Here is a 20,952-nt window from a genome sequence, read left to right on the forward strand (position 1 = left end):
TTACCGGTCGAACCAGAATTCGTCGGGGCGATGGATTCCGAAATGCGCACCCGGCGACCAGGCCCAGATGCCGGTCTCTGGTACATTCATAAGATCGTTGTTCACCACCACAGGCTGACGCGCGCCGGACAAAAGCCCAATTGCAAAGACCTGATCTGCGTGAATATCCACTATTTCCTGCCAGATGGTGGCGCGTTCCCGATCGGATGACGACCGGCGCCAAGCCTCCGCCAACTCAATCAATCGCATGGCTTCGGGCATGTCCGGGGCTTCGCCAGCGTCCCCATGGGTCTGGTAATATTGCCCCCATTTGGGCCAGGCAAAAAACTCTTGCTGCTGCGGGGTAGCGTAGGTGGGAGGTGTAAACGGTTGCGCCAATCCATTGTCCCAACCAAACCAGACCGCCGCCTGAGTTTGCCCGGAATAAACCCGGTTGCGCAGGATATCCCTCTCCAGCGGACGCATAATCAGCTTCACGCCCACGGCCCGCCAATTGTCGACGATGATTTGCAGGGCATTTTCGACTTCTTGGCGTTCTCCGGCAGTTTCAACAACAACCCAAAGAGGGCGCCCATCCGGCAACAGGCGGTGCCCGTCCTTGTTGCGTTCTGTCAGGCCGATCTCGTCCAGAAGAGCATTGGCAGCATCCACGTCATACTGTGACCAAGCCCTAAGGTTCTCCTCTTTGAAAAACGGGCTTTCCGGAAGCATTGTCATCGCGCCTTCGTCAGCGAGACCAAAGTAAAGCACCTTATTTATGATCTCACGATCAATCGCCATTGAAAGCGCACGTCGAAACCGAACGTCACGCATCAAGTTGCGCCAACCTTCGTCATTATAGTTAAGATTCAGATAGATAGCGATCTGAGATGCGGTCCCATTTCCCCACAACAGAGTGTGGTAGCCACCCTGTTTCTCACCCTTTTTCAAGATGGCTATATCTTTGAAATCAAGTCCGCGTGCTTGAAGGTCTACTTCGCCTGCATTGGCCTTGGCGGCGACAAGCCCACCGCTCACCACATTCATTTCAACAATATCGAGATAGGGAAGTTGAGTGCCCGCCGTGTCGACGCGATGAAAGAAGGGATTGCGCACAAACAGGAACCGGCTTTTGCCATCTTTGGTTGCCAGCATCCATGGCTGAAGCGTCGGCAGAGACGCATTATCGAATTTATACAGATTGTCTGACTTGTTGTGTAACGCGGCCCAACTGCGCACCCGTTTTTCACGTAATGCCGCCCGAAGCGATTCTTCGTCTGCGTACTTATTATGCAGAGGTTTCAGGAAATGGGCCGGACGGTAGATAAACGGCGGGCGCGCTTCGGCGAGTTCCTGAATGAACTGCGGATTAGGCTTGGACCACTCATAGATCACCGTGGTCTCATTGGGGAAGGTCACCTTGGGCAGTTCGCCTTCAACACGTAAGAATTCCAGCGGGCCTGACGGAGACAGCTGTTCATTGTTGGCCACGTCTTCCCACCAGTAGCGGAAATCTTCGGACGTGAAGGGCGCGCCATCTGACCATTTGTGGCCCGGACGCAAACGCAGCGTGAACTTCCGGCTTTCTTCATTCTCCAGCGCCAACAAAAGATCAGGAACAATTTCGTATTCGTGGTTGTACCCCACCAGCCGGGTGTACCCATAAACCACCATCTGGCGCACATCTTTGGTGCGGGTCACCAAGGTGCGCAGTGTTCCGCCCTGTTTGCCGGTTGCGCGATCCTTGGCCTCAAGATCAACAACCAGCGGTGCGAACGGCATGCGTTCGGCTACAGGTGGCAAGTTTCCGGCGTCTACTTCCGCCTTCCAGAAACTGCTTTCACCCAATTCCGCAAGGGCAGAGGTGGCCAGAATCAAGGCCGAAAAGGTTACGGCAACACGCTTAAACATGGCAGCGTACCTTGTGACCGGGGCTGGTTTCCAACAAGGGTGGGATCGTCACGTCATCAAACCGAAACGCCTCGGGCCATGTTGTGGGCTTGCCAGCGCCCTGGCTGACGGTCTGGAGGTCAATCGGGCGATTGATATCCGGTTCCGGCTGCGCGGCAAGCAGGGCCTTTGTGTAAGGGTGCTGCGGTGAATAGAACAATGCCTCGGGCGGGCCTTGCTCGATTACCAGACCTTCGCGCATCACGGCGACTTCATCAGCAATCCGGGCAACAACGGCAAGATCGTGACTGATGAACATGTAAGACAGGTTCAAACGGTCGCGGATTTCTTCGAGCAATTGCAAAACCTGCTCTTGCACGGACACATCCAGCGCTGAGGTCGGTTCATCACACACAAGAAACATTGGTCCCAACATCAAGGCCCGCGCGATTGACAAACGTTGGCGTTGGCCCCCAGAAAACGCATGCGGATACCGGGTCAGCATATTTTCACTTAACCCCACCCAACGCAACATCTCTGTGGCGCGTTCTATTCGTTCGCCGTGGGTTCCCAGCCCGTGAATCTCCATAGGTTCGCACAATGCATCTTTGACCCTCATGCGCGGGTTCAGCGTGGAATACGGGTCTTGAAACACCATTTGCGCTTTGCGCTGAAAGGCGAGGCGGTCGGCAGAGCCCAACTCCTGAAGGTTCACTGCCTCAGCGCCTTTTTCCGGCTTGAACAGGATTTCCGCACCGGGGTCCGCCCATTCTGCACCCAGCGCCATATGGGCACAGGTGGTTTTGCCCGAACCCGACTCGCCCACAACCGCAAGCGTTTTGCCGCGTTCCACTCCAAATTCAATGCCGCGCACCGCATAAACATGTTCTTTAGGGTGCCAGGGCGCTTTGCCCTTCAATGTGTAGGTCTTGGAGACATTGCGCATCTCAAGAATATAATCGCGCCCGTCGTCCTTGGCCTTTTGCTCACTGGATTCTGGAATCATTGGTGCGGCGGCGAAAAGTTCTTTGGTGTAGCCATGTTGTGGACTGCCCAAAACCAACGGTGCTGGCCCGGCCTCCATCACACGGCCCCGGTTCATCACAGTCACACTGTCGGCCATGTTCGCAACGACGCCAAGATCGTGAGTCACCAGGATCATCGCCATGCCAGTTTCGTGCTGAATCTCTTTGATCAGCCCAAGAACCTGCGCCTGAGTAGTCACATCCAGAGCTGTGGTCGGCTCGTCCGCGATCAGCAAATCAGGCTTGCCGACAATGGCCATTGCAATCATTGCCCGCTGGCGCATGCCACCCGAAAGCTCAAACGGATATGAACCATAGATACGTTCCGGGTCTTTAAACCCGACACGTTCAAAGGTTTCCAAAACACGTTTGCGAGCGCCCTGCCCTTTGGCTGTGCCATGCAAGCGCAGCACCTCGATCACCTGATTGCCGATGCGATGCAGCGGCGACAGTGACCGCATAGGCTCCTGAAAAATCATCGAAACACGGTTGCCGCGAACATAACACATCTGGCGCTCTGTGAGCCCCATCAGATCACAGGGTCCATCCGGGCCATCAAGCATAACCGCGCCGCCACGGACCTGCGCCACGGCTGGCAAAATGCGCAATGCAGCCCGACAGCTTAGAGTTTTTCCTGAGCCACTTTCGCCGACCAAAGCCAGAGTTTCCCCCGGATCCACCGAAAAACTGACGTCATCCACGACAGGAGCGGCATTGCCGAAACCAATGGTTAGCCCCTCAACCTTCAATAGTGCCGTCACGCGATCTCCCCTGGCTCTGTTTTTTTTGCATTCGCGGTACTTGAGTAATTATGTTCCGGCGACGCCACATGAGCTCTGTCCGAGTGAAGCACGTTTTGTCGCAATCGGGCAAGCCGGTTCACAGGAAGTTTTGCAGTCAGACGCCCAACCGGCTCACAATCTTATGGCAGGGTTGTATTTGGTGCGATAATTCGTCTAGGACGAAGACGGATTTACCCACTGCGAGGACACCCAATGAGCCGTCTGGACGTTTTCATAAACCGCATGGTTTCCCAGCGCGCCTGTCTGGATTATGCCATTGACGCAACCACAGGCATGGGCGGACCCGTGTTTGAACTTGGATTGGGCAACGGCCGTACATTTGACCACCTGCGTGAAAGAATGCCCGAGCGCGAAATCTACGTCTTTGAACGCAAGGTCGAATCAAACCCTGCATCGACCCCTGATGAAGACATGACCATTCTGGGCGATGTCCGCGAAACGCTCCCGCAGGCTTTGAAACGGTTTGGCCCCACGGCGCAGCTCGTCCATGCAGATCTGGGGGGACACAATCTGGAAAAGAATGTTCTTTTTGCCAAAACCATTTCACCACTCATTGAACCAATGTTGGCAGTTGGCGGGTTGATGGTCTCAAGCGATCGAATGTTTTTTGAAAACTTGACCGAACAGCCTATCCCGGACACGGCCATTCAAGGACGTTGCTTCATCTACCGGCGAGACATTTAAGGTTCCGCAACCAGATTTGCACCGGAGACCCCGCAACAGTTTGGAAATTCACAAAAAAGCTCCCCGATGGCCAAACTTTGCGGTAACATCGGAACATTGCAAAACTCACCCTATTCTGACTGAATATTGATCGGAGAAATTCATGCCGCCGGAAAACAAAAGTTTCCTGACCTATGCTGAGCGGAGATTCCGGCTGAGCGGCAAAGCTCTCATTGAAAATGGGCATCCGTATTTTGTACCAACAGATACGTTAGAAGACTCGTCTGCTCAATGGCCGGACGGCTATCTCAGCATGTCGCACTACGACTATCTTGGCTTGATGCAAGACCCTGAAACAACCGGAGCCGCAAAGCTGGCTATTGATCGCCATGGCACAGGTGTTGGCGGGTCTCGCTTGGTGGGCGGCGAGCGTTCAGAGCACCGGGCTTTCGAAAATGCGATGGCTGAATTTCTGGGCGTGGGTGGCGTCTTAACCATTATTTCCGGGTATTTGACCAATTTCTCTCTGATTGGCCATGTGTTGGGTTCAAAGGATTTGGTGATCGCGGATGAGCTTTCACACAACTCGATCATCATGGGCTGCAAAGCAGGTCGCTTCGATTTTCAGACCTATCCGCACAATGATCTTGACACGCTGGATGCCTTTTTGACCGAAAATCGGGAAAAATATGCCCGAGTTCTGATCGCGACAGATGGCTTGTTTTCGATGGATGGCGATCTGACGGATCTTCCGCGTTTGCTGGAAGTAAAAGAACGCCACGATGCCTGGCTTTTGTTGGACGAAGCGCATTCTTATGGTGTTCTGGGACCTACCGGCAGAGGATTGTGTGAACATTTTGACCTGGACCCAAAACGCGTAGAGCTGACCGTGGGCACGCTGTCAAAAAGTTTTGCGTCGTCAGGTGGTTTCATCGCCGCCGAAGGTGAAGTGATTGAATGGTTGCGGTTCACTCTGCCCGGATTCGTATTCTCGGTTGGATTGCCACCGGCAACAATCGCAAGCGCCCATACGGCGCTGGACAAGCTACAATCTGAACCATGGCGTGTGACCAGATTGCGCAACAACTCGCGTCACTTCATGCAAGCCGCTCAGGCCGCTGGTCTCGACACCGGTACCGCCATTGGCGAAGCCGTAGTGCCCATTCTGTTTGAAACTCCGGAAGAATGCGTTTTTGTCGCCGAATCTCTGATGGACTCCGGAATTTACGCACCGCCAGTCGTTCACGTCGGAATTCCCAAAGATCAGCCTCGAATTAGGTTTTTCATTTCGGCATCTCATACAGAAAACGATCTGAATCGTGTTGTTGCGGCAGTCACTGAGGCTTTGGAAACGTGCCGTTCAGGCGTAGCTCGGATCAGTGCCGAGTAATGACGTCACCGCAAATACCGAAACGTCGCGCCCTGATCGGTGCCATTTTGGCTGCGTGTCTTGCATGTATTTTGCCAAACTCGTCTCCCGCCGACCCAAGTCTGAATCTGACTCGGTCAGAGACCTCTGCCAGCTTGCCCAAAATTCAGCCAACCTGGAAGACGCCAAGCGATCAGAACATGGTGTTTTATCTTCAGCGGTCGATGAACCGGAACACAGTTGTCTATACCACACAGTACGACCCGAAAGGGGCGCTGAAAAAAGTCCCCATCAAAGCGTATTGGCGACGCTACGCCGAACAGGGTCAAACACGCGCGCTGAAGTGGATCGAACGCAAGTTCGCCTATGGTGTAAAATCCCGGCAAAACCAAAATGATAAGATCTGGGCTGTTCGCTTCGCGGCTTTGTCGAATCTGCCATTGGAATTGCGTCATACCGGGCCAAATTCAGCTGCATTGTGGGCACGCATAAACAACCGTGACTATAGGCTGATTTATGGCTATCTAGACCTTGACGAAAGTGGATTGATTACACGAGTTGTGCAACTGCGCCTCGTCACGTTTGATCCAACTTTGAATAAATACGTAACACATCTAATTTCTGTTTCCGATGGGGACATCCGCGAATGACAAACAACAATAAAATCCGCACGGCGATTGTAGGTGTTGGCAACTGTGCCAGCTCTTTGATCCAAGGAGTTTCTTACTGCCGTGCTCTTGGTGCCAATGCGATTGGCGTTAGCTTTCCAGAATTGGATGGCTATACGCCAGCTGATGTTGAGCTGGTGGCTGGCTTTGATGTCGATGCCCGCAAAGTTGGCTTAACCTTGGGGGAAGCCGCTTTTGCAGCGCCAAATTGCACCGAGCAGTTTCACACTGACCTGGCCGAGCAATCAGCGATCGTCCACCGCGGACCTGATCTGGACGGAGTTGCGGCTCATATGCTGACAAAACCCGAGGATCGCAGTTTTAGGCTCTCCAAAACACCGGCACTCAACAAAGAGGGTGTGGTTCGGGTTCTGCGTGAAAGCGGCGCAGAAGTGATGATCATCTTCCTGCCTGTTGGGTCTCAGAAGGCTTGCGAATTTTACACAGAATGTGCGATCGAGGCTGGCGTTGCCTTGGTCAATGGCATTCCAGTGTTCATTGCGTCAAACCCGGTTTGGGCTGCCAAGTTCGAAGCGGCTGGCCTCCCGGTTCTTGGGGATGATTTCAAGGCACAGCTGGGCGCAACCATTGTTCACCGTACATTGGCAAATCTGGCGGATATGCGCGGCGTTGAGATTGACCGCACATATCAGTTGAACGTCGGTGGCAACACAGATTTTCTGAACATGTCCGAACATGGCCGTCTGGAACTCAAACGTGAATCCAAGACCGAAGCGGTTCAGGCCGCCATGGAAGAACGGCTTGAAGAAACAGACATTCGCATTGGCCCATCGGATTATGTGCCATGGTTGAACGACCGAAAAGTCGCTTATGTCCGCCTTGAAGGGCGTTTGTTTGGTGGCGCACGCACCAATATCGAAGTGCGGCTGGACGTCGAAGACAGCCCCAATGCGGCCGCAGAAGCGCTGACCGCGATTCGATGCGCAAGAATTGCCCGCGACCGTGGCCTTTCCGGACCTGTGAACGCAGCAAGTGCGTTTTTGTTCAAGCATCCTCCGGCGCAGGTTGAAGACACAGACGCGCACGATCTGTTGCTCGGCTTTGCCAACGGATCCTAAGCAGATGAAGCCGGGGTTTGTCACCGGCGGCTCTAGCGGTATCGGCTTAGCCGCCGCACGTCTGATGGCGGAGTCAGGACGCGACATCGCGCTGTTTGCGCGGGACGAAAAACGGCTTGCGGACGCCAAACAGGACATCCTGTTTGCCTCGCCCGGCGTAACTGTCTGCACCTATCCTGTGGATGTCAGTGATCGAGTAGCCATTTTTCAGGCGGTAGACGCGGCCATCGCAGAACTGGGAACGCCCGGACTGGCCATCGCCAGCGCAGGTATTGCCACGCCGGGGCTTTTTACCGAACAGCCTTTGGATTTGCATGAAGAACATATGGCCATCAATTATTTTGGAGCGCTGTATTTCACACATGCGGTCACCGGGCCCATGAAGACAGCTGAGGCCGGGCAGATCGGATTGATTTCTTCCGGCGCGGCATTTTTTGGAATCTATGGTTACGGTGCTTACGCGCCGTCAAAATTTGCCCTGCGCGGTTTGGCCGAAGTCTTGCAGGTTGAGCTGGATCCCATGGGCATTGGCATTACGCTTTGCTATCCGCCAGACACGGACACGCCACAGTTTGTAGCTGAAAAACGCACCAAGCCCAGAGCGACACAAAAAATCACCGAGGGTGGCGGGCTTTGGAGTGCTGATGGCGTGGCCAAGGCTTTGTTGGATGGCATGGAAAGAAATCAATTCATTGTCGCCCCGGGTGTCCAGATGAAGGCACTAAACCGTCTGACCAGCCTGATTGCCCCCGTGTTGCGATGGCATCAGCGACGGATCATCCGCAAGGAAGCACTATGAACGCTCTTTCCGTCAACGACGTCGTGCTAACCACCGCCATTTTGCTGGTGATTGGTGTAGGAATGGTGTCTTCACTGCTGCTCGTTCCGGGTAAGCGCGAAGCGGCGCGCGATACGTTTCAGGCCATGCTAAGCATGCTGATTGTTGCGGGCACCATTCTGATGATGTTTTGGGGCGGAGCCCTAACGCTTGTGCCATTTCTGCTGATTTTGGCTTTTCGGACAGGATATGAGGCAACCCATGTCCGGCTGGGTGCCCCCGCAGCGGTCAAAGTTGGTGTTGGCGCCGCAGTGGCGGCAGCAATGGCAATGTTATCGCCTATCCTGACAATTGGACTGGCCGGTCTGTGGCTTTTGATTTTTTCCCGACGGGTGTTTGTGCCAAACCCTTCGACTGGCAGGTTGCACGCATTGGCCGAAGTGGCCCTGTTTCCCGTAATCCCGATGGCAATTCTAGCATTCTCCGCCCTGAACCCTGACCTGCGGCCGCTGGTCCTGATCATCTATGTTCTGGTCGAGCTGTTTGACAGCTGCGCCTATGCAGTGGGTAAGTTTCTTGGTCGCACTCCGGCCTTTCCTGTGCTCAGCCCACGCAAAACTGTTGAAGGGCTGATCGGAGGGGCATTGTGCCTGATGGTTGTGGTCGCGGGTGTCACCTTTTGGGCAAATCTGCCGGTTTGGCCCGCGATCTTGCTGACCGCTGCGGCCTGCGGCTTTGGGGTCGCCGGAGATTTGGGAGGATCGCGGCTGAAACGGGCCGGCGGGGTCAAGGATTTCCCGGCCGTTCTGAAAAAACAAGGCGGGGCTTTGGATATTTTTGATTCCTGGATTGCCGCCGGTGCCGCAATTTCATTGCTTATCACCCTGCAGAACCTGCTTTGAAGCTCTTGCCACAGCGGTCCGGCAATAGGAAACTCTGGGCATGATCCGTTTTGGCCCTGTCTTTCGCATTCTTGCTATTCCGACGCTGGCACGTCTGGCATTGCTTCTGGCACTTGTCGTCGCAGTGTTTATGGCCGAAAGCTTTACCTCGCTTTTAGAAGAAGCGCTGCGCAACGACGCTGAGAGCAGCGATGTGCTGTGGCTGCTAACTCTGGAAGCACCTGAGATCATGGACCTGGCGCTGGCGTTGGGCGTTCTGATTGCCGTCTATTTTGCAGTTCTGGACTCGCGGAACCGTGGCGAATTAGTCATTCTGTCAGTCGCTGGAGTTCGCTGGACCAAAGTGGTGAGTTTTGCCCTGCTTTTTGGGCTGGTTGGCGGGGTCTTATCGATCTGCATCGCGGGATATCTCGTGCCCCAAGCCCGTTACATCGAACGGATTTCGATGACGAAGCTCAAGGCCGACTTCATACTTCGCCAAATCACCACTCCCGAAGGACACAGCTCACGGCTGACCATTCTGGACACCACATTCATTGCAACGTCTCCGACCTCTGACAAACAAGAGCGTGGCCAGCTTTTCGTGTTTCAACCGGGCATCGCCGACACTTGGAGAGTGAGCCAATCTCATGACTGGACCGTCGTCGGACCCGATCTGAATGGAAGCCACAATATCAGACTGGAGTCTTTGCGCGCCTATGATGGCAGCTTTGGAGCAGACCCGCCCCGTGCGGTCAGTGCTTTTGGGGTTAACAGTGGCGAAATGGCGTTTCGCCTAAGCGATGTGGTTCACGACCCGGATTATTCGATCCAAGAGGATGAGAGGCTATTAAATTTCTCGCCAGAAGAGATGAAACATGCCGCCAGTGTTGGAGCGCGGGCGCTTTTGGTGCCTATGGCCGCATTGCTGGCTTTGGTGGCCGTACTGGCAGGTGGGGCGGGTTTCGCGCGGTTTCTAACTCTGCCCCTTGCCTCGATCATTTTGCTGTTCTGCGATGTTGCCGGGCGCAGTTTGATTGCTGAAGCCAGTCTGTCCCTGTCGCCATGGGTGCTTTCGGTTTTGGCGGTGTTTGCGTATCTTGGCCCCCCGCTTGGCTATGTTCTGTGGCGCGGAGAGGCCATCATGAAACCCGTAAAGGCAAGCACATGAACGCCCGTGTTTTCACCGGCATAGCCTCTCGCAATATTGCGGCCACCCACCTCAAATCAATTGCTTTTGTGACATTTGTGCTGCTGACAGTGGCTATTGCTATCGATCTTGCACAAACTATCGAAGACATCCGTACTAAGGCCGCTGATGAAAACATCTCATTGCTGCCACTGATGCTGGAGTATTTGCTTTACCGATCGGCCGATATTCTGGCGCGCCTTCTGCCGATGGCCTGTCTCGCAGGGAGTTTCATCGCAGAGCTGCTGCGTCACCAACGTATGGAAAACGTCATCCTGGGCGCGGCAGGAGCACCTCCGACATTGATCTTTGCGGCTCTTGTGGGTGTTGGCGCGGTAACAGGAACTTTGCAGGCCACATTAGAAGGCTGGGTACGTCCTGCCGCTGTCTTTGCTCAAGTGGATTTGCAGATTGGGACCTATGCCAAACGCTTTCGACAAGGCGAGCTTGGAACCCAGTGGATCCTGGAGGGTGACCGCGCGATACAAGCGCGCATTCTACGCAGTGACGATCCGAAATTACACGATCTGCGCGTGTTCGAAGGTGTGGGAGATGTAGACCTTCGCCGGATCATATCAGCTTCGCGCGCAGAGCCTGCTGAGGCCGACGGGCAGTGGACTTTGTTTGATGTAACCGTCTGGCAAGGGTCAGAAGGAAACACCATGTTCCCGACGCAATATGAACAGTTGTCGTTGCCTCTGGCGCTCACAAAAACACACCTGCAGTATTTTGGAATTCTGGGATTTTATCTGCCCAACGCACCATTGCACCAGATTGCCGCCGTGAAAGGCGCAGAACAAACTCCAGATGCAGAGACAGCCGTCATGCGCCGTTTGGTGGCCTGGATATTACCCGGTGTGTTTGCCTTTCTTGGTGCAAGCCTTGCGCAAGCCGGGCACAATGGCCGTTTCTTTGCTTGGTGGCGCCTGCTGTCGCTTGGGGCGTTTGGATACATCTGCCTGGTGTCTGTGAAATCCTTCTGGGCGCTGGGGGAGTTCGGAGTTCTATCGCCGCTCGCCGCGACAACGACGCCGCTGATTTTTGCAATGCTCGCGGGCATCCTGATCCAGCTGAGATTGAATGGCGCGCCCCGTCGGCAGAAGCCTTAGCACCGACCATCACGCTTTTGAATAAGCGGCCAGATATCATCGGTTGCATGGGCATACATCACTTCGTCATCAATCTCGGTCCACACCAGATCCGGAATGAGGTGGCAATCCACGTCATGATCTTTAGACAACCGGATCATAGCCAATTCATATTCAGATTTGGGATTGGCCGACAGGCAAGCTTCGGCAATGCTTTTTAGCGCCTCGGTTCCTTCAGGAGAATAGCAGCTCAGCCCCACAAATTCGCCATAGTGGTCCCGATCGTGCGCCGCGGCGTCTTTGGACATCGTATCGAGTACGGGGTTGCCTGCCTCTGAAGAGCGGGCCCAAGTATAATATTCGTCCCCTGTATCGGTTGGGCCGGAAACCCAAATGCGCGAATGATGTGCTACCACGGGATCAAGCGCCGCGCGCTCATAGATCAAATCAGATTCCAGAAGAAGAAAAGGTCCTTGCAAGTCTTCCAGCCCCGTCATCAGAGATCGCAAACTACCCGTGGTCGCGTACAGCGGATTATGCACCAGCTCAACGCCGTCAACATCTTCAAAGGCAGCGTTGTACTGGTCGGCTAAATGGCCTGTCACAATTCGTACTGACTGAATGCCGCGCTCCTGCAATAATCGCACTGATCTTTGTACAAGTGGCGTACCAGCAACGCTGATGAGCCCCTTGGGCGTAAGTTCGCCTCGGGGCCCCATACGGATGCCGCGCCCGGCGGCGATAATCAGGGCTTTCAACTCAGTCATTTGATGAACTTATCCAAATCTGCTCGAATACGAGGGCGAGCCTATGGTAGGGCTTGGTTAACCTCAAGCTTCACGCAACTCAATTCGTATATGAAGATAGTTCAGATCAGCCCCTATGCCATGGACCGCCCCGGTGGGGTTCAAACGCATGTGCGTGATTTGTCGTCCTGGCTGCGCCGACAGGGTCATGAAGTGCGTATTATCGCACCCTCCGGTCATTGCGAAGAAGATGACATAACGCAGCTTGGATCCTTCCGGTCCATGGCTCTTCATGGCACGGCCTTTGAGATTAGCCGAGCCTCGCGTGCAGAGCTGAAGGATTGCACCCGCTCTTTGCAGGATTGGGGCGCCGAGGTCGTGCATTTGCATACGCCGTGGACACCTATGATGGCCTGGCAACTGTGGCGCCAGCTAAAGCTACCTTCGATTGCAATGTTTCATGCCACCCTGCCAGACGACACGGGTTTTGATCCATTCACATGGTATATTCGCCGGGCCGCCCGCTATTTCCACAAGCGGCTCGATTGTGTGACTGTGCCCTCGCTCGCTCCACAAGCGCAATGGCAGCAACTACAGGTGCCCACAGTCCCGGAAATCCTGCCACCTACAATCGATTTGTCCCGGTGGCACGCTGCGCGCACACCTCGATCCGGCCCTCTGCATGTTCTCTATATGGGCCGACTGGAAGAGCGCAAAGGTGTGCGCGTTCTGCTAGAAGCCTGGCCGAAGATCGCTGCAGTCTTGGAAGGTGCCCGATTGACGATTGCAGGGGGAGGGGAACAGGAAGCCCAATTGCGCGCTCTTGTAAGTTCTCAGGCGATACCCCGCGTGACTTTCTTGCCTCCGCCATCAAACGCCCAGGCCCCTGCCCTGATGGCCAGCGCCGACGTGTTCGCCGCACCGGCAACGGAAGGCGAGAGCTTTGGCTTGGTTCTGATCGAAGCGATGGCGGCAGGGGCGTTGCCGATTGCCGCTGCCAATGCCGGGTTCACTACTGTGCTGACGGGCGCAGGAAGTGATCTTTTGGTGCCTCCGGGCGATGCAGGCGCTTTTGCCAAAAAGATATTGTCCATCGCGAGTGACAAAGAACGTCGTAAGGGATTGCAATTCTGGGCAAAAACTCACGCCAGTGCCTTTGATGTCGGCACCTGTGGCCCCGCATTCCTCAGCCTGTACCAAACCGCTCGGCAAAGGGCCCTGACCCACCGCTAGTTTCGGTTTTTAAACCGCCTGATTGGTTGCGCTCGCGGCCATTATTGTGCCAGCTTGCAGCGAGCCAACAAAGGGGACTGGCGTGCAACACGGCGATCTTGTGATCACTGCTGATTTTGGCACTTCGGCTGTAAAAGTCGGGGTGGTTGATGGCGATCTGACGCTGCTTTCCAAGGCAACTGAAGCCTATCCACTAAATCTTGCTCCCGGAGGCATTGCCGAGCAAAATCCGGCTGATCTTTGGGCTGCGCTGGCGCGCGCATTGTCGCACCTTCGACACGACATCCCGAACCTTAAAGAGCGGGCAACGACTCTGGTGTTCAGCAGCCAGATATGCGGGCTGATTTGCGCGGATGTTAATGGGCGACCTTTGATGCCCTGCATGACGTGGTTGGACAAAAGAGCAGCCCAAACCGGGCGCGACCTGATAGGGGGGTTCCCTTCTGCCCATGGATACCAGATTGGCAAACTGCTGCGCTGGTTGCGGATTGCCAATGGCGCCCCGGCGAAAAATGGGATGGACCCAATTGCCAAGATACTGTGGGTCGCCAAACACAAACCTGATATTTCCGCTCAGACCCGTTGGTTTCTGGATGTCAAAGACTGGTTGGTGCACCGCGCCACTGGGCGTTTCACGTCATCAGCCGAAAGCGCGAATGTAACATGGCTGTTGGATTCGCGCCCCGGCCGCGAGGGATGGTCTAAAACTCTGTCGAAAATGACGGGGATTCCTTTCGAAAAACTACCCGAGATTGTTGATGCAACGGACGTTGTTGAAACTCTCACGGCTGAGGCCGCGGGTGAGTTGGGGTTGAGCAAAGACGCCATTGTTTTGGGTGGCACATCTGACGTGACCGCAGCGGCCTTAGGATCGGGAGAGGTTGACGACGGTGCTTTGCATATCTGCGCGTCAACAAGCTGTTGGATATCCGGCTTTATGAGCGGTCGGCGGCTGAACGTGCCCAATTCTTACGCCACGATTTCAAGCAGCCTGAGCTTTCGTCCTCTTTTGGTGGCCTCTCAGGAAAACGCGGGCTCTGCGATGGAATGGGCCGTTCGGATCAGCGGAGGGCAAACTGAAGGTGAGAACCTGGCCAATGCGTTTGACGACATGGGCACTCCATTGCCGGATGACCCCTACTTTGTGCCCTGGCTTGCCGGAGAGCGCGTTCCGATCGACAACGATCTTGTGCGCGGAGCATTTCATGGGCTGGCGCTGCACCACGATCCGCGCGCGATGCGGCGGGCAACGGTAGAAGGCGTGGCGCTCAACATGCTGTGGTCCTACTCAAAGGTGACGCGTGAAAAGGGTATTCGCATGGACGGACCTTTGTCGATGGTGGGCGGCGTTGCCGCAAACCCCGATTTTGCGCAGACCGTTGCGGACGCTTTTGATCGCGAGATCCGTGTTGGAGAAGCCCGTCATGCCGGTGTTTTGGGCACAGCAACTCTTGCCGCGAAAGTGCAAGGCTGGGCGGCTGACCCGTTTGAGGCCGCAGCCCGTTTGCGCACACACACGACTGCGCACTATGTTCCAAATCCTGACCGTGTCGAAGCGCTGGCAATGCGAAACACACGGCTTGAAAAAATCCGGCGGGACCTGATCCGCAGTTATCGCCCTTAAAGGAGAGCGCTATGATCGACGGTCTAATCAAGGACAAGATTGACCCTCTGTGGGAAGCCATGGCAACCCCGTTGGTCAAGGCCGGATGGTCCCCAAATCAGGTCACTTTTGCAGGCTTGGTTTTAGTCGTCTTGGTCTCTTTGGGTTATGTTTGGCACGGTTCACCGTTGATATATGGGCTCGCTTTGGGGGTCGCTTTTGCCTTTGACGCTCTGGACGGCGCGGTGGCACGTCGGCGCGACATGCGATCCCTGTCGGGTGGTTATTTCGATGCAGTGGTGGACCGGTATCAAGAGCTTGCTGTGCTGGGAACACTTGCATACGTCCACGATGTCTGGATTTTGGCGTTGCTGGCCTTTTCTGGCAGTGTTCTGACCAGCTATGCCAAGGCGCGTGCAGCCATCGAAATGCCCGTCAGCAACGAAAACTGGCCGGATTTCTTTGAACGCATGGAACGCGTGATCTATCTGTGTCTGGTGTTGGTTTTGGCGGGTCTGCTGCCTGCGTACAAAGACGGAATTGTGGTTGCTGGGCTTGCTGGATTTGCTTTGCTCTCACATGCCACCGCTTTGCAACGGGCAAGGCGTGCCTGGGGAATGCTGAAAGTCGAAGATCAATCGCGCAAATAGCTGCGAAGACCGCTCCAAAGATCAAAGTGATAGGCCAGAACATACCCTAGAAACGATGAAATAAGCAGAGGCTCTGTGATTGTATAGGCAATGTAGAGACCTTCGTTGATCGCACCCAAGTCAAAGCCTTTCAGGACAAAAAGCGCAAGATAGGCCACACCAAGTATGATCGGCACCCAAACGTATAGCCTTCTGAACCGGGCCATCCGGGCTGTAACCAGCGACCATTGCCGGGGTTGAGCCGCAAGTCTGCGCCCCAGAAGCTCACCGAAGACCACCACAAAAGCCTGCGAAAAAAAGAACAGATAGCTGCCTGCCATATGCATTTCGTCAAAATCCGGAAACCGATAATGGCTAAGGAGAACCATTCCAATTGAGGCAAGCCCCTGCAAACTTACAATAATCAGGCATAAAGCTGTGACGATCCGGTAGTCTCTGCGCGGAATGGCTTGACCGCCTCGTCGCAGTTCCCGCCATGCAACAATGGCCAATGCTGCAACTCCAACAAATAGGACAGGCGCGCATATCGCCATCCATTCAGCAAAAGGCTCTCCAACGATCGGATCAGAAATGGCGCGACTAATGGTTGGAGGTTCCACCGCAATGTAGTCGGGGTTGTTCTGTCCAAAGACAATCCGTGCGCGATAAATAAGGATGTTTACAGCCACGATGACGAAGCCCGTGAATGCCAAACACAGGGTCATCAATGCGGCACTTGAGCGGGTTGGAACAAACCTGGTGGTCATGGCGTTTTCGCAAGTGTTCCGCGGGATTGCGGTTCATCAGAAACGATTTTTCCGGCTTCCATTTTGATCAGGCGGTCGCATTTTCCAAACTGGTGGTCATCATGGGTTACGGCAATCACCAATTGTCCGCTTGCTGCCAATTCCGGTACCAGAACGTCGTAAAAATACGCTCTGTTGGCCGGATCCTGATCTGCCGCGAACTCATCCAGAATAATAATAGGTCGGCTCTCAGCCAGCGCGACAGCGAGCGCCAAACGCCGCCTTTGCCCGGCAGACAAGGTCAGTGTCGAAAACCGATCCTCGTGCAGGCTTACTCGGTCCGACAGTTTGAGTTCAGCAATGCGTTCCTTGAGCAGAGACACCTCTTGGTCGGTCATGCCAAACGTGCGGTCAAACAGGTGAAAACCACTGAATACTCCGGAGAACAGCTCGCGAAAACCCGCCTTGGTTTCTGGGTCCATCGATGCGCCGTCCAACAGAATTTCACCACTGTCAGGATTGCGCAGCCCTGTGATCAACCCCAAAAGCGTGGTCTTACCAGACCCGTTGCCCCCACAAATGAAAATTGTTTCCCCGGGTTTGAAAGTCAAATTGACCGGCCCCAAAACAAAGGGATCTGAATCACGGTTGCCAGCCTCGGAAACGGTGGCCATCACGTTGCGCAACTCCAGACTTTGGAAGCTTCCTCGCGGCACAATTTCACCTTGAAGGCCAGGAGATTGCATGCGCAACAATTCGGCTTCGACAACCTGGATCCGGAAATAGGCATTTTCGGCCCGCGACATACGAGGAAATGCGTTGAACAAAAGCTCGATCGGCCCACTGGTCAGGAACAGCACAGTCAAAATCTGAAACATGACTGCAGTGTTTCCTCCGGGTAAGAGCGGAACCACAACAACAACAAAGCACAGCATAAGAACAACAGCCGCCTGACCAAAAGCTGTACTCATAGAATACAGTTCTTCAGCGCGGTTGGCGCTCGCACCAAATTTTTGGATCACGCGCTGGGTTTCAACTTCGATGGCGTGGCGGCGCGTGTCACGTAGGCGGACTTCTTTCCAACCCGCCAGCATATCACTCACCCGGTCACAGAATTCTGCTCGGGCACGCGAGGTTATCACCATCTCTTTTCGGGCCGGGCGATCAAAGATCAAGTATCCCAACCCGCCAAGAACCATGGCGCCAGAGGTGACGAGCGCAGCACTTGGAGAAATCCAGAACAGATATGGAACCGCGATACACACGATCACAACCGCCTCAATGGATTCAATGACATTGATGATCGCGCCGGAAACTTCGTCAACTTCCGAGGTCATTGCTGAAAAAACCTGCCCGTGCGAACTGGACAAAAGAAAATCAATGTTGGCGCGCAAAAGGGCCCGGGACATACGCAAGCGCATGGCTTCTTTGACACGAACAATCAAACGGTGCACCCGGACCCGGGTTAGATATCCACAAGCCAGCATCGTAATCGCCGACACCACCAACAAAACAACTGACCATCCCATACCATCGCTGGCTGTGCGCGCTGTTTCGTTTATCGCAAACATCATAGCCGCGCGGCTAAGGCTGTTTAGAAACGTCAGAATGATGACCGGATCCCGCACAACTCCGCTCGTGACAAGCAAAGCCCGCAGGACAATCATTCGCCGGTTAATTAACTTGCGAAATCCAGCCTCATCGGGGCTGATAGCTGCATTGGAATTGTTCAATTTTGCTCACTCGTCTTGGTCGGCATACGCTAGTGGCTTTACCCAAAGTATGCGAGTCATTGCAAGTTGTTCCCGCCAACCCGCCATAGGTCACGGAAGTGTTGGATGGCTTTGGTATTGTTACGGCTTTCCAAGTCTCCGTCACCCCGGTTCAAATGTGCCAGTGCAGACTCTGTGTATTGACGGCGCCGCCTGAGCGGCAAGAAGCTCAGGCATCGTATGGGGACCACGAATTTGGCAACACGGCACAGCGCGCTGGTTCGAACATCATCCACCAGAAATGCAGCTCTTGGAGTGTCAGAAAAATCGGTCAACCTGCCGAGGTCGAAAAATCGGGGGCGCAGTGCATAGCCGAACACCCCCAGAAGCACATCAATCTCAACAGGCTTGCGCGTACGGTGGCCTCGAATTGGCGCCGGAGGCTGCTTTAGCAAGTTGGAAAGTATCGTTGTTGGGCGATCCAAGAAGTCTTTTGGAACCACCCAACCCGCACATCCCAGCGCCTTGTCAGGATGCGACGCGGCCTGCTGTTCAATCGCTGCAAGAGTGTTGCGTGGATAAATTCTGTCGTCATCCACCACCATAATCAACTGATCCGCATCTTCGGCCAAAAGTGTCGGAATGACCTTGGTGGCAGGCCCCCAATCTTCGCAACGCCGAACCACAAGGCTTGACAGATTGGTCAGGTGCTCTGGCACTTCGTAAACGCAATTCTCACGTTTAGACCATTCCGGCACATTGAGATAAATTCGTTTTGGTGGCCGGGATTGATCCATTAATCCCTTGAGCGCTGTATCGACAACCCCCATTCGACTGGGAATTGTCGTCAGGCTGACAACAACATCGGATTTGCTGGTGCTGTGCTGCCACTCCCGATCCCACTCGTTAAGAGATCTCCGCCCAAGGCGCCATTCACGCCATAGGTTTCGCAAAAGGCTTTCACCCTCGAACGTATAATGAATCCAAAGCGCAAGGCCGACGCCAATTGCGACCAGAGCAAGCAACCAGTTCATTTGCGTTCCTTTTAATGTCAGCCAAAAAGTACCAGTACGCATTGGCAAGGGCTACAATTGAGTTGCTGGGCTGATAAACAAATTCGACTTAAGAGCCTCACTCAGGGCAAAGGGTTCGTGCGAAACAATTTCACTTTGAGCCCACCGTGCGCGACTACCGGTCCCGGCGGCAGCAGGGGTAAACCCGTGGCACGCGCAAGCCCCGCATCCGTCGTAATAATCCCGACCCGCCATCCGCTGAAACGCTCTTTTAACGTCTTTCCTAACGCTCCATACAGACCAAACAACGCCTTTTTGTCGCCGATCCGAGCCCCATAAGGCGGATTCACAATGACCAGCCCCTTGGGTCCCTTTGGTGGGTGGAGATCGCTTAGCGCCTGATTGGTGAATTCGGTCAGATCGCTGACCCCTGCCCGTGTGGCGTTTGCAACCGCTCCCTGAATGGCACCTGCATCGCGATCAAATCCTCTGAAAACCTGATCCACAGGTTCACGGACTACGGGCCGCCGCATTCCTGAAAAAGCCTCGGCATCAAAAGTTGCTAGCTGTTCAAAAGCAAAACTGCGATCCCGTCCCGGCTGAAACCCGGCAGCAATCTCGGCAGCCTCAATTATGAATGTACCGGAGCCACACATCGGATCAATCACCGGCTCGGTACCATCAAAGTCGCTTTCCCGCAGGAACAATGCCGCCAGCGTTTCGCGCATCGGCGCCTTGCCGGTGAATGTCTTGTGACCGCGTTTGTGCAAGGACTCGCCGGAGGTATCGATACTCAAAACACAGCGGTTCTCTTCGATGCGTGCTTTTATACCAACCTCTGCATCCTTGGATATCGGCGCGCCCAGTTCTTCGGTTATGGCCGTTTCAATACGTTGGGCGGCGGCCCCTGCGTGATAAATCTTGGATTTTCGGCAGGTCACATCAACCTTCACTGCAATATCCGGGCGCAAAACCTTTGCCCACTGGAATTCACGGGCACGTTTGTCCAGCTGCGCAAGGTGGGAGACACTAAAGGCACCGATACGCGCCAAAACACGGGTCGCGCCGCGCAGTTCGAGATTTGCACGCCACACGTCTGACCAATCCCCGCGAAACGAAACGCCACCGACCAGATTGCTGGATTTTTCAAAACCCTTTTCACGGACTTCCTGGCCCAGGAACTTTTCCATCCCCGGAGCTGCAACAAGAAAGATTTCGAATGTGTTTTTCCGTCTCATGCGGCCTGCATAGCGAGAATGCCGCGATGCTGCGAGCCTAAAACGTGCGCGGACTCAGGCTGCTTTGGCAGAGGCCAATTCACTAAGAGCCCATTGCAAGAGGCGATCAGGTTCCGCCGGGAGAGGCTCGGCAATGCCACCACAGAATTCGACCAAGGCATCAACATTCAATTTGTTGGCACCAACCAGCACTGGCACGCCCAGCTCTAAGGCTCGCGCAATCGTGTTGCGAAATCCGCGGCCATCTGCTTCGTGTTTGCCAAATTTGTTAACAATCAGAAGGTCTGTGCCTTCATCCAGAGCCTTTTCAGCCAAGGCAACGGCCTGCTCCAAAGCATCCGGATCCAAACGGCACCCGCGCGCGTTTTTGCCCAGTGACTGAGAAATGCGGATCGTTGGGCCGTCTGGCAGAACTCGGACGTCCATGTCGCATTTTTCGTTCACATCCCGGTCGATATCGATCTGTACTGTGCCGCACAACCGCACACCTTGCGCCTGCAGTGTCTGCACCAGATCTGCGACCAAAATGTTGGTTTCGCCGCGTCCGGAAGCCAAAGTATATGCAATTCTCATGGTCAGCTCCGGATTGTGAGAAGTGTCAAAAAAGTAAGAATTTCAAG

The 20,952-nt window shown here is 54.6% G+C and carries 19 protein-coding genes; 11 read left to right on the plus strand and 8 right to left on the minus strand.

The annotated features are described in order from the left end of the window. Together BUC32_RS09670 and BUC32_RS09675 are read right to left on the minus strand one after the other, a co-directional pair. Positions 1–1,890, minus strand: coding sequence for an ABC transporter substrate-binding protein (locus BUC32_RS09670; protein ID WP_073252022.1), 1,890 nt, complete (start codon positions 1,888–1,890; stop codon positions 1–3). Next, positions 1,883–3,655, minus strand: coding sequence for a dipeptide ABC transporter ATP-binding protein (locus BUC32_RS09675; protein ID WP_073252024.1), 1,773 nt, complete (start codon positions 3,653–3,655; stop codon positions 1,883–1,885). Before BUC32_RS09675 ends, BUC32_RS09670 begins: the two co-directional genes overlap by 8 nt. A gap of 234 nt (positions 3,656–3,889) precedes the next feature. Here BUC32_RS09675 and BUC32_RS09680 point away from each other — a divergent pair, with 234 nt between their 5' ends. The 8 genes from BUC32_RS09680 (at position 3,890) to BUC32_RS09715 (ending at position 11,433) form a co-directional block, all read left to right on the plus strand. Next, positions 3,890–4,381, plus strand: coding sequence for a class I SAM-dependent methyltransferase (locus BUC32_RS09680; RefSeq protein ID WP_073252026.1), 492 nt, complete (start codon positions 3,890–3,892; stop codon positions 4,379–4,381). Between the two features lie 142 nt (positions 4,382–4,523). Next, positions 4,524–5,750 (plus strand): aminotransferase class I/II-fold pyridoxal phosphate-dependent enzyme, encoded by a 1,227-nt coding sequence (locus BUC32_RS09685; protein ID WP_073252028.1) that lies wholly within the window; start codon positions 4,524–4,526, stop codon positions 5,748–5,750. Positions 5,751–5,929: 179 nt separating this feature from the next. Beyond that, positions 5,930–6,379, plus strand: a complete 450-nt coding sequence (locus tag BUC32_RS09690; protein WP_175556918.1) for a DUF4833 domain-containing protein — start codon at positions 5,930–5,932, stop codon at positions 6,377–6,379. Further along, complete coding sequence (locus BUC32_RS09695) at positions 6,376–7,476, plus strand: inositol-3-phosphate synthase (protein WP_073252032.1); 1,101 nt, start codon at positions 6,376–6,378, stop codon at positions 7,474–7,476. The genes BUC32_RS09690 and BUC32_RS09695 overlap by 4 nt, the downstream gene beginning before the upstream one ends. Before the next feature lie 4 nt (positions 7,477–7,480). Then, positions 7,481–8,275, plus strand: coding sequence for an SDR family oxidoreductase (locus BUC32_RS09700; protein WP_073252034.1), 795 nt, complete (start codon positions 7,481–7,483; stop codon positions 8,273–8,275). After that, positions 8,272–9,156, plus strand: coding sequence for a phosphatidate cytidylyltransferase (locus BUC32_RS09705; protein ID WP_073252036.1), 885 nt, complete (start codon positions 8,272–8,274; stop codon positions 9,154–9,156). Before BUC32_RS09700 ends, BUC32_RS09705 begins: the two co-directional genes overlap by 4 nt. Before the next feature lie 40 nt (positions 9,157–9,196). Further along, on the plus strand, positions 9,197–10,306 hold the full coding sequence (locus BUC32_RS09710; protein WP_073252038.1) for an LptF/LptG family permease: 1,110 nt from the start codon (positions 9,197–9,199) through the stop codon (positions 10,304–10,306). Then, the gene (locus BUC32_RS09715) at positions 10,303–11,433 is read left to right on the plus strand and encodes an LptF/LptG family permease (RefSeq protein ID WP_073252040.1); all 1,131 of its coding nucleotides are present in this window, start codon (positions 10,303–10,305) and stop codon (positions 11,431–11,433) included. Before BUC32_RS09710 ends, BUC32_RS09715 begins: the two co-directional genes overlap by 4 nt. Here BUC32_RS09715 and BUC32_RS09720 read toward each other — a convergent pair. Further along, positions 11,430–12,179, minus strand: coding sequence for a phosphocholine cytidylyltransferase family protein (locus BUC32_RS09720; RefSeq protein WP_073252042.1), 750 nt, complete (start codon positions 12,177–12,179; stop codon positions 11,430–11,432). The genes BUC32_RS09715 and BUC32_RS09720 overlap by 4 nt on opposite strands. A gap of 90 nt (positions 12,180–12,269) precedes the next feature. Here BUC32_RS09720 and BUC32_RS09725 point away from each other — a divergent pair, with 90 nt between their 5' ends. The 3 genes from BUC32_RS09725 (at position 12,270) to BUC32_RS09735 (ending at position 15,644) form a co-directional block, all read left to right on the plus strand. Next, a complete protein-coding gene (locus BUC32_RS09725) occupies positions 12,270–13,391 on the plus strand; it encodes a glycosyltransferase family 4 protein (protein ID WP_073252044.1) in 1,122 nt (373 codons plus the stop codon). Positions 13,392–13,473: 82 nt separating this feature from the next. Continuing rightward, the gene (locus BUC32_RS09730; protein WP_175556919.1) at positions 13,474–15,015 is read left to right on the plus strand and encodes a xylulokinase; all 1,542 of its coding nucleotides are present in this window, start codon (positions 13,474–13,476) and stop codon (positions 15,013–15,015) included. Between the two features lie 11 nt (positions 15,016–15,026). Then, entirely contained in the window at positions 15,027–15,644 is a 618-nt protein-coding gene (locus BUC32_RS09735; RefSeq protein WP_073252048.1) for a CDP-alcohol phosphatidyltransferase family protein, read from the plus strand. On the opposite strand, the gene BUC32_RS09740 is transcribed toward BUC32_RS09735, so the two are convergent. The 5 genes from BUC32_RS09740 to BUC32_RS09760 form a co-directional block, all read right to left on the minus strand. Further along, the gene (locus BUC32_RS09740) at positions 15,629–16,390 is read right to left on the minus strand and encodes a Frag1/DRAM/Sfk1 family protein (protein WP_073252050.1); all 762 of its coding nucleotides are present in this window, start codon (positions 16,388–16,390) and stop codon (positions 15,629–15,631) included. The two genes, BUC32_RS09735 and BUC32_RS09740, sit on opposite strands and share 16 nt — an antisense overlap. After that, positions 16,387–18,102 (minus strand): ATP-binding cassette domain-containing protein, encoded by a 1,716-nt coding sequence (locus tag BUC32_RS09745; RefSeq protein ID WP_139280690.1) that lies wholly within the window; start codon positions 18,100–18,102, stop codon positions 16,387–16,389. Before BUC32_RS09745 ends, BUC32_RS09740 begins: the two co-directional genes overlap by 4 nt. A gap of 56 nt (positions 18,103–18,158) precedes the next feature. Continuing rightward, a complete protein-coding gene (locus tag BUC32_RS09750) occupies positions 18,159–19,115 on the minus strand; it encodes a hypothetical protein (protein WP_073252054.1) in 957 nt (318 codons plus the stop codon). Positions 19,116–19,216: 101 nt separating this feature from the next. Continuing rightward, on the minus strand, positions 19,217–20,332 hold the full coding sequence (locus BUC32_RS09755; RefSeq protein WP_073252055.1) for a THUMP domain-containing class I SAM-dependent RNA methyltransferase: 1,116 nt from the start codon (positions 20,330–20,332) through the stop codon (positions 19,217–19,219). Positions 20,333–20,386: 54 nt separating this feature from the next. Further along, positions 20,387–20,905, minus strand: a complete 519-nt coding sequence (locus BUC32_RS09760; protein ID WP_073252058.1) for a DUF2478 domain-containing protein — start codon at positions 20,903–20,905, stop codon at positions 20,387–20,389. Positions 20,906–20,952: the final 47 nt, after the last annotated feature.

Origin of the sequence: Shimia gijangensis (genome assembly GCF_900142085.1) — a bacterium.
GTDB lineage: Bacteria > Pseudomonadota > Alphaproteobacteria > Rhodobacterales > Rhodobacteraceae > Shimia > Shimia gijangensis.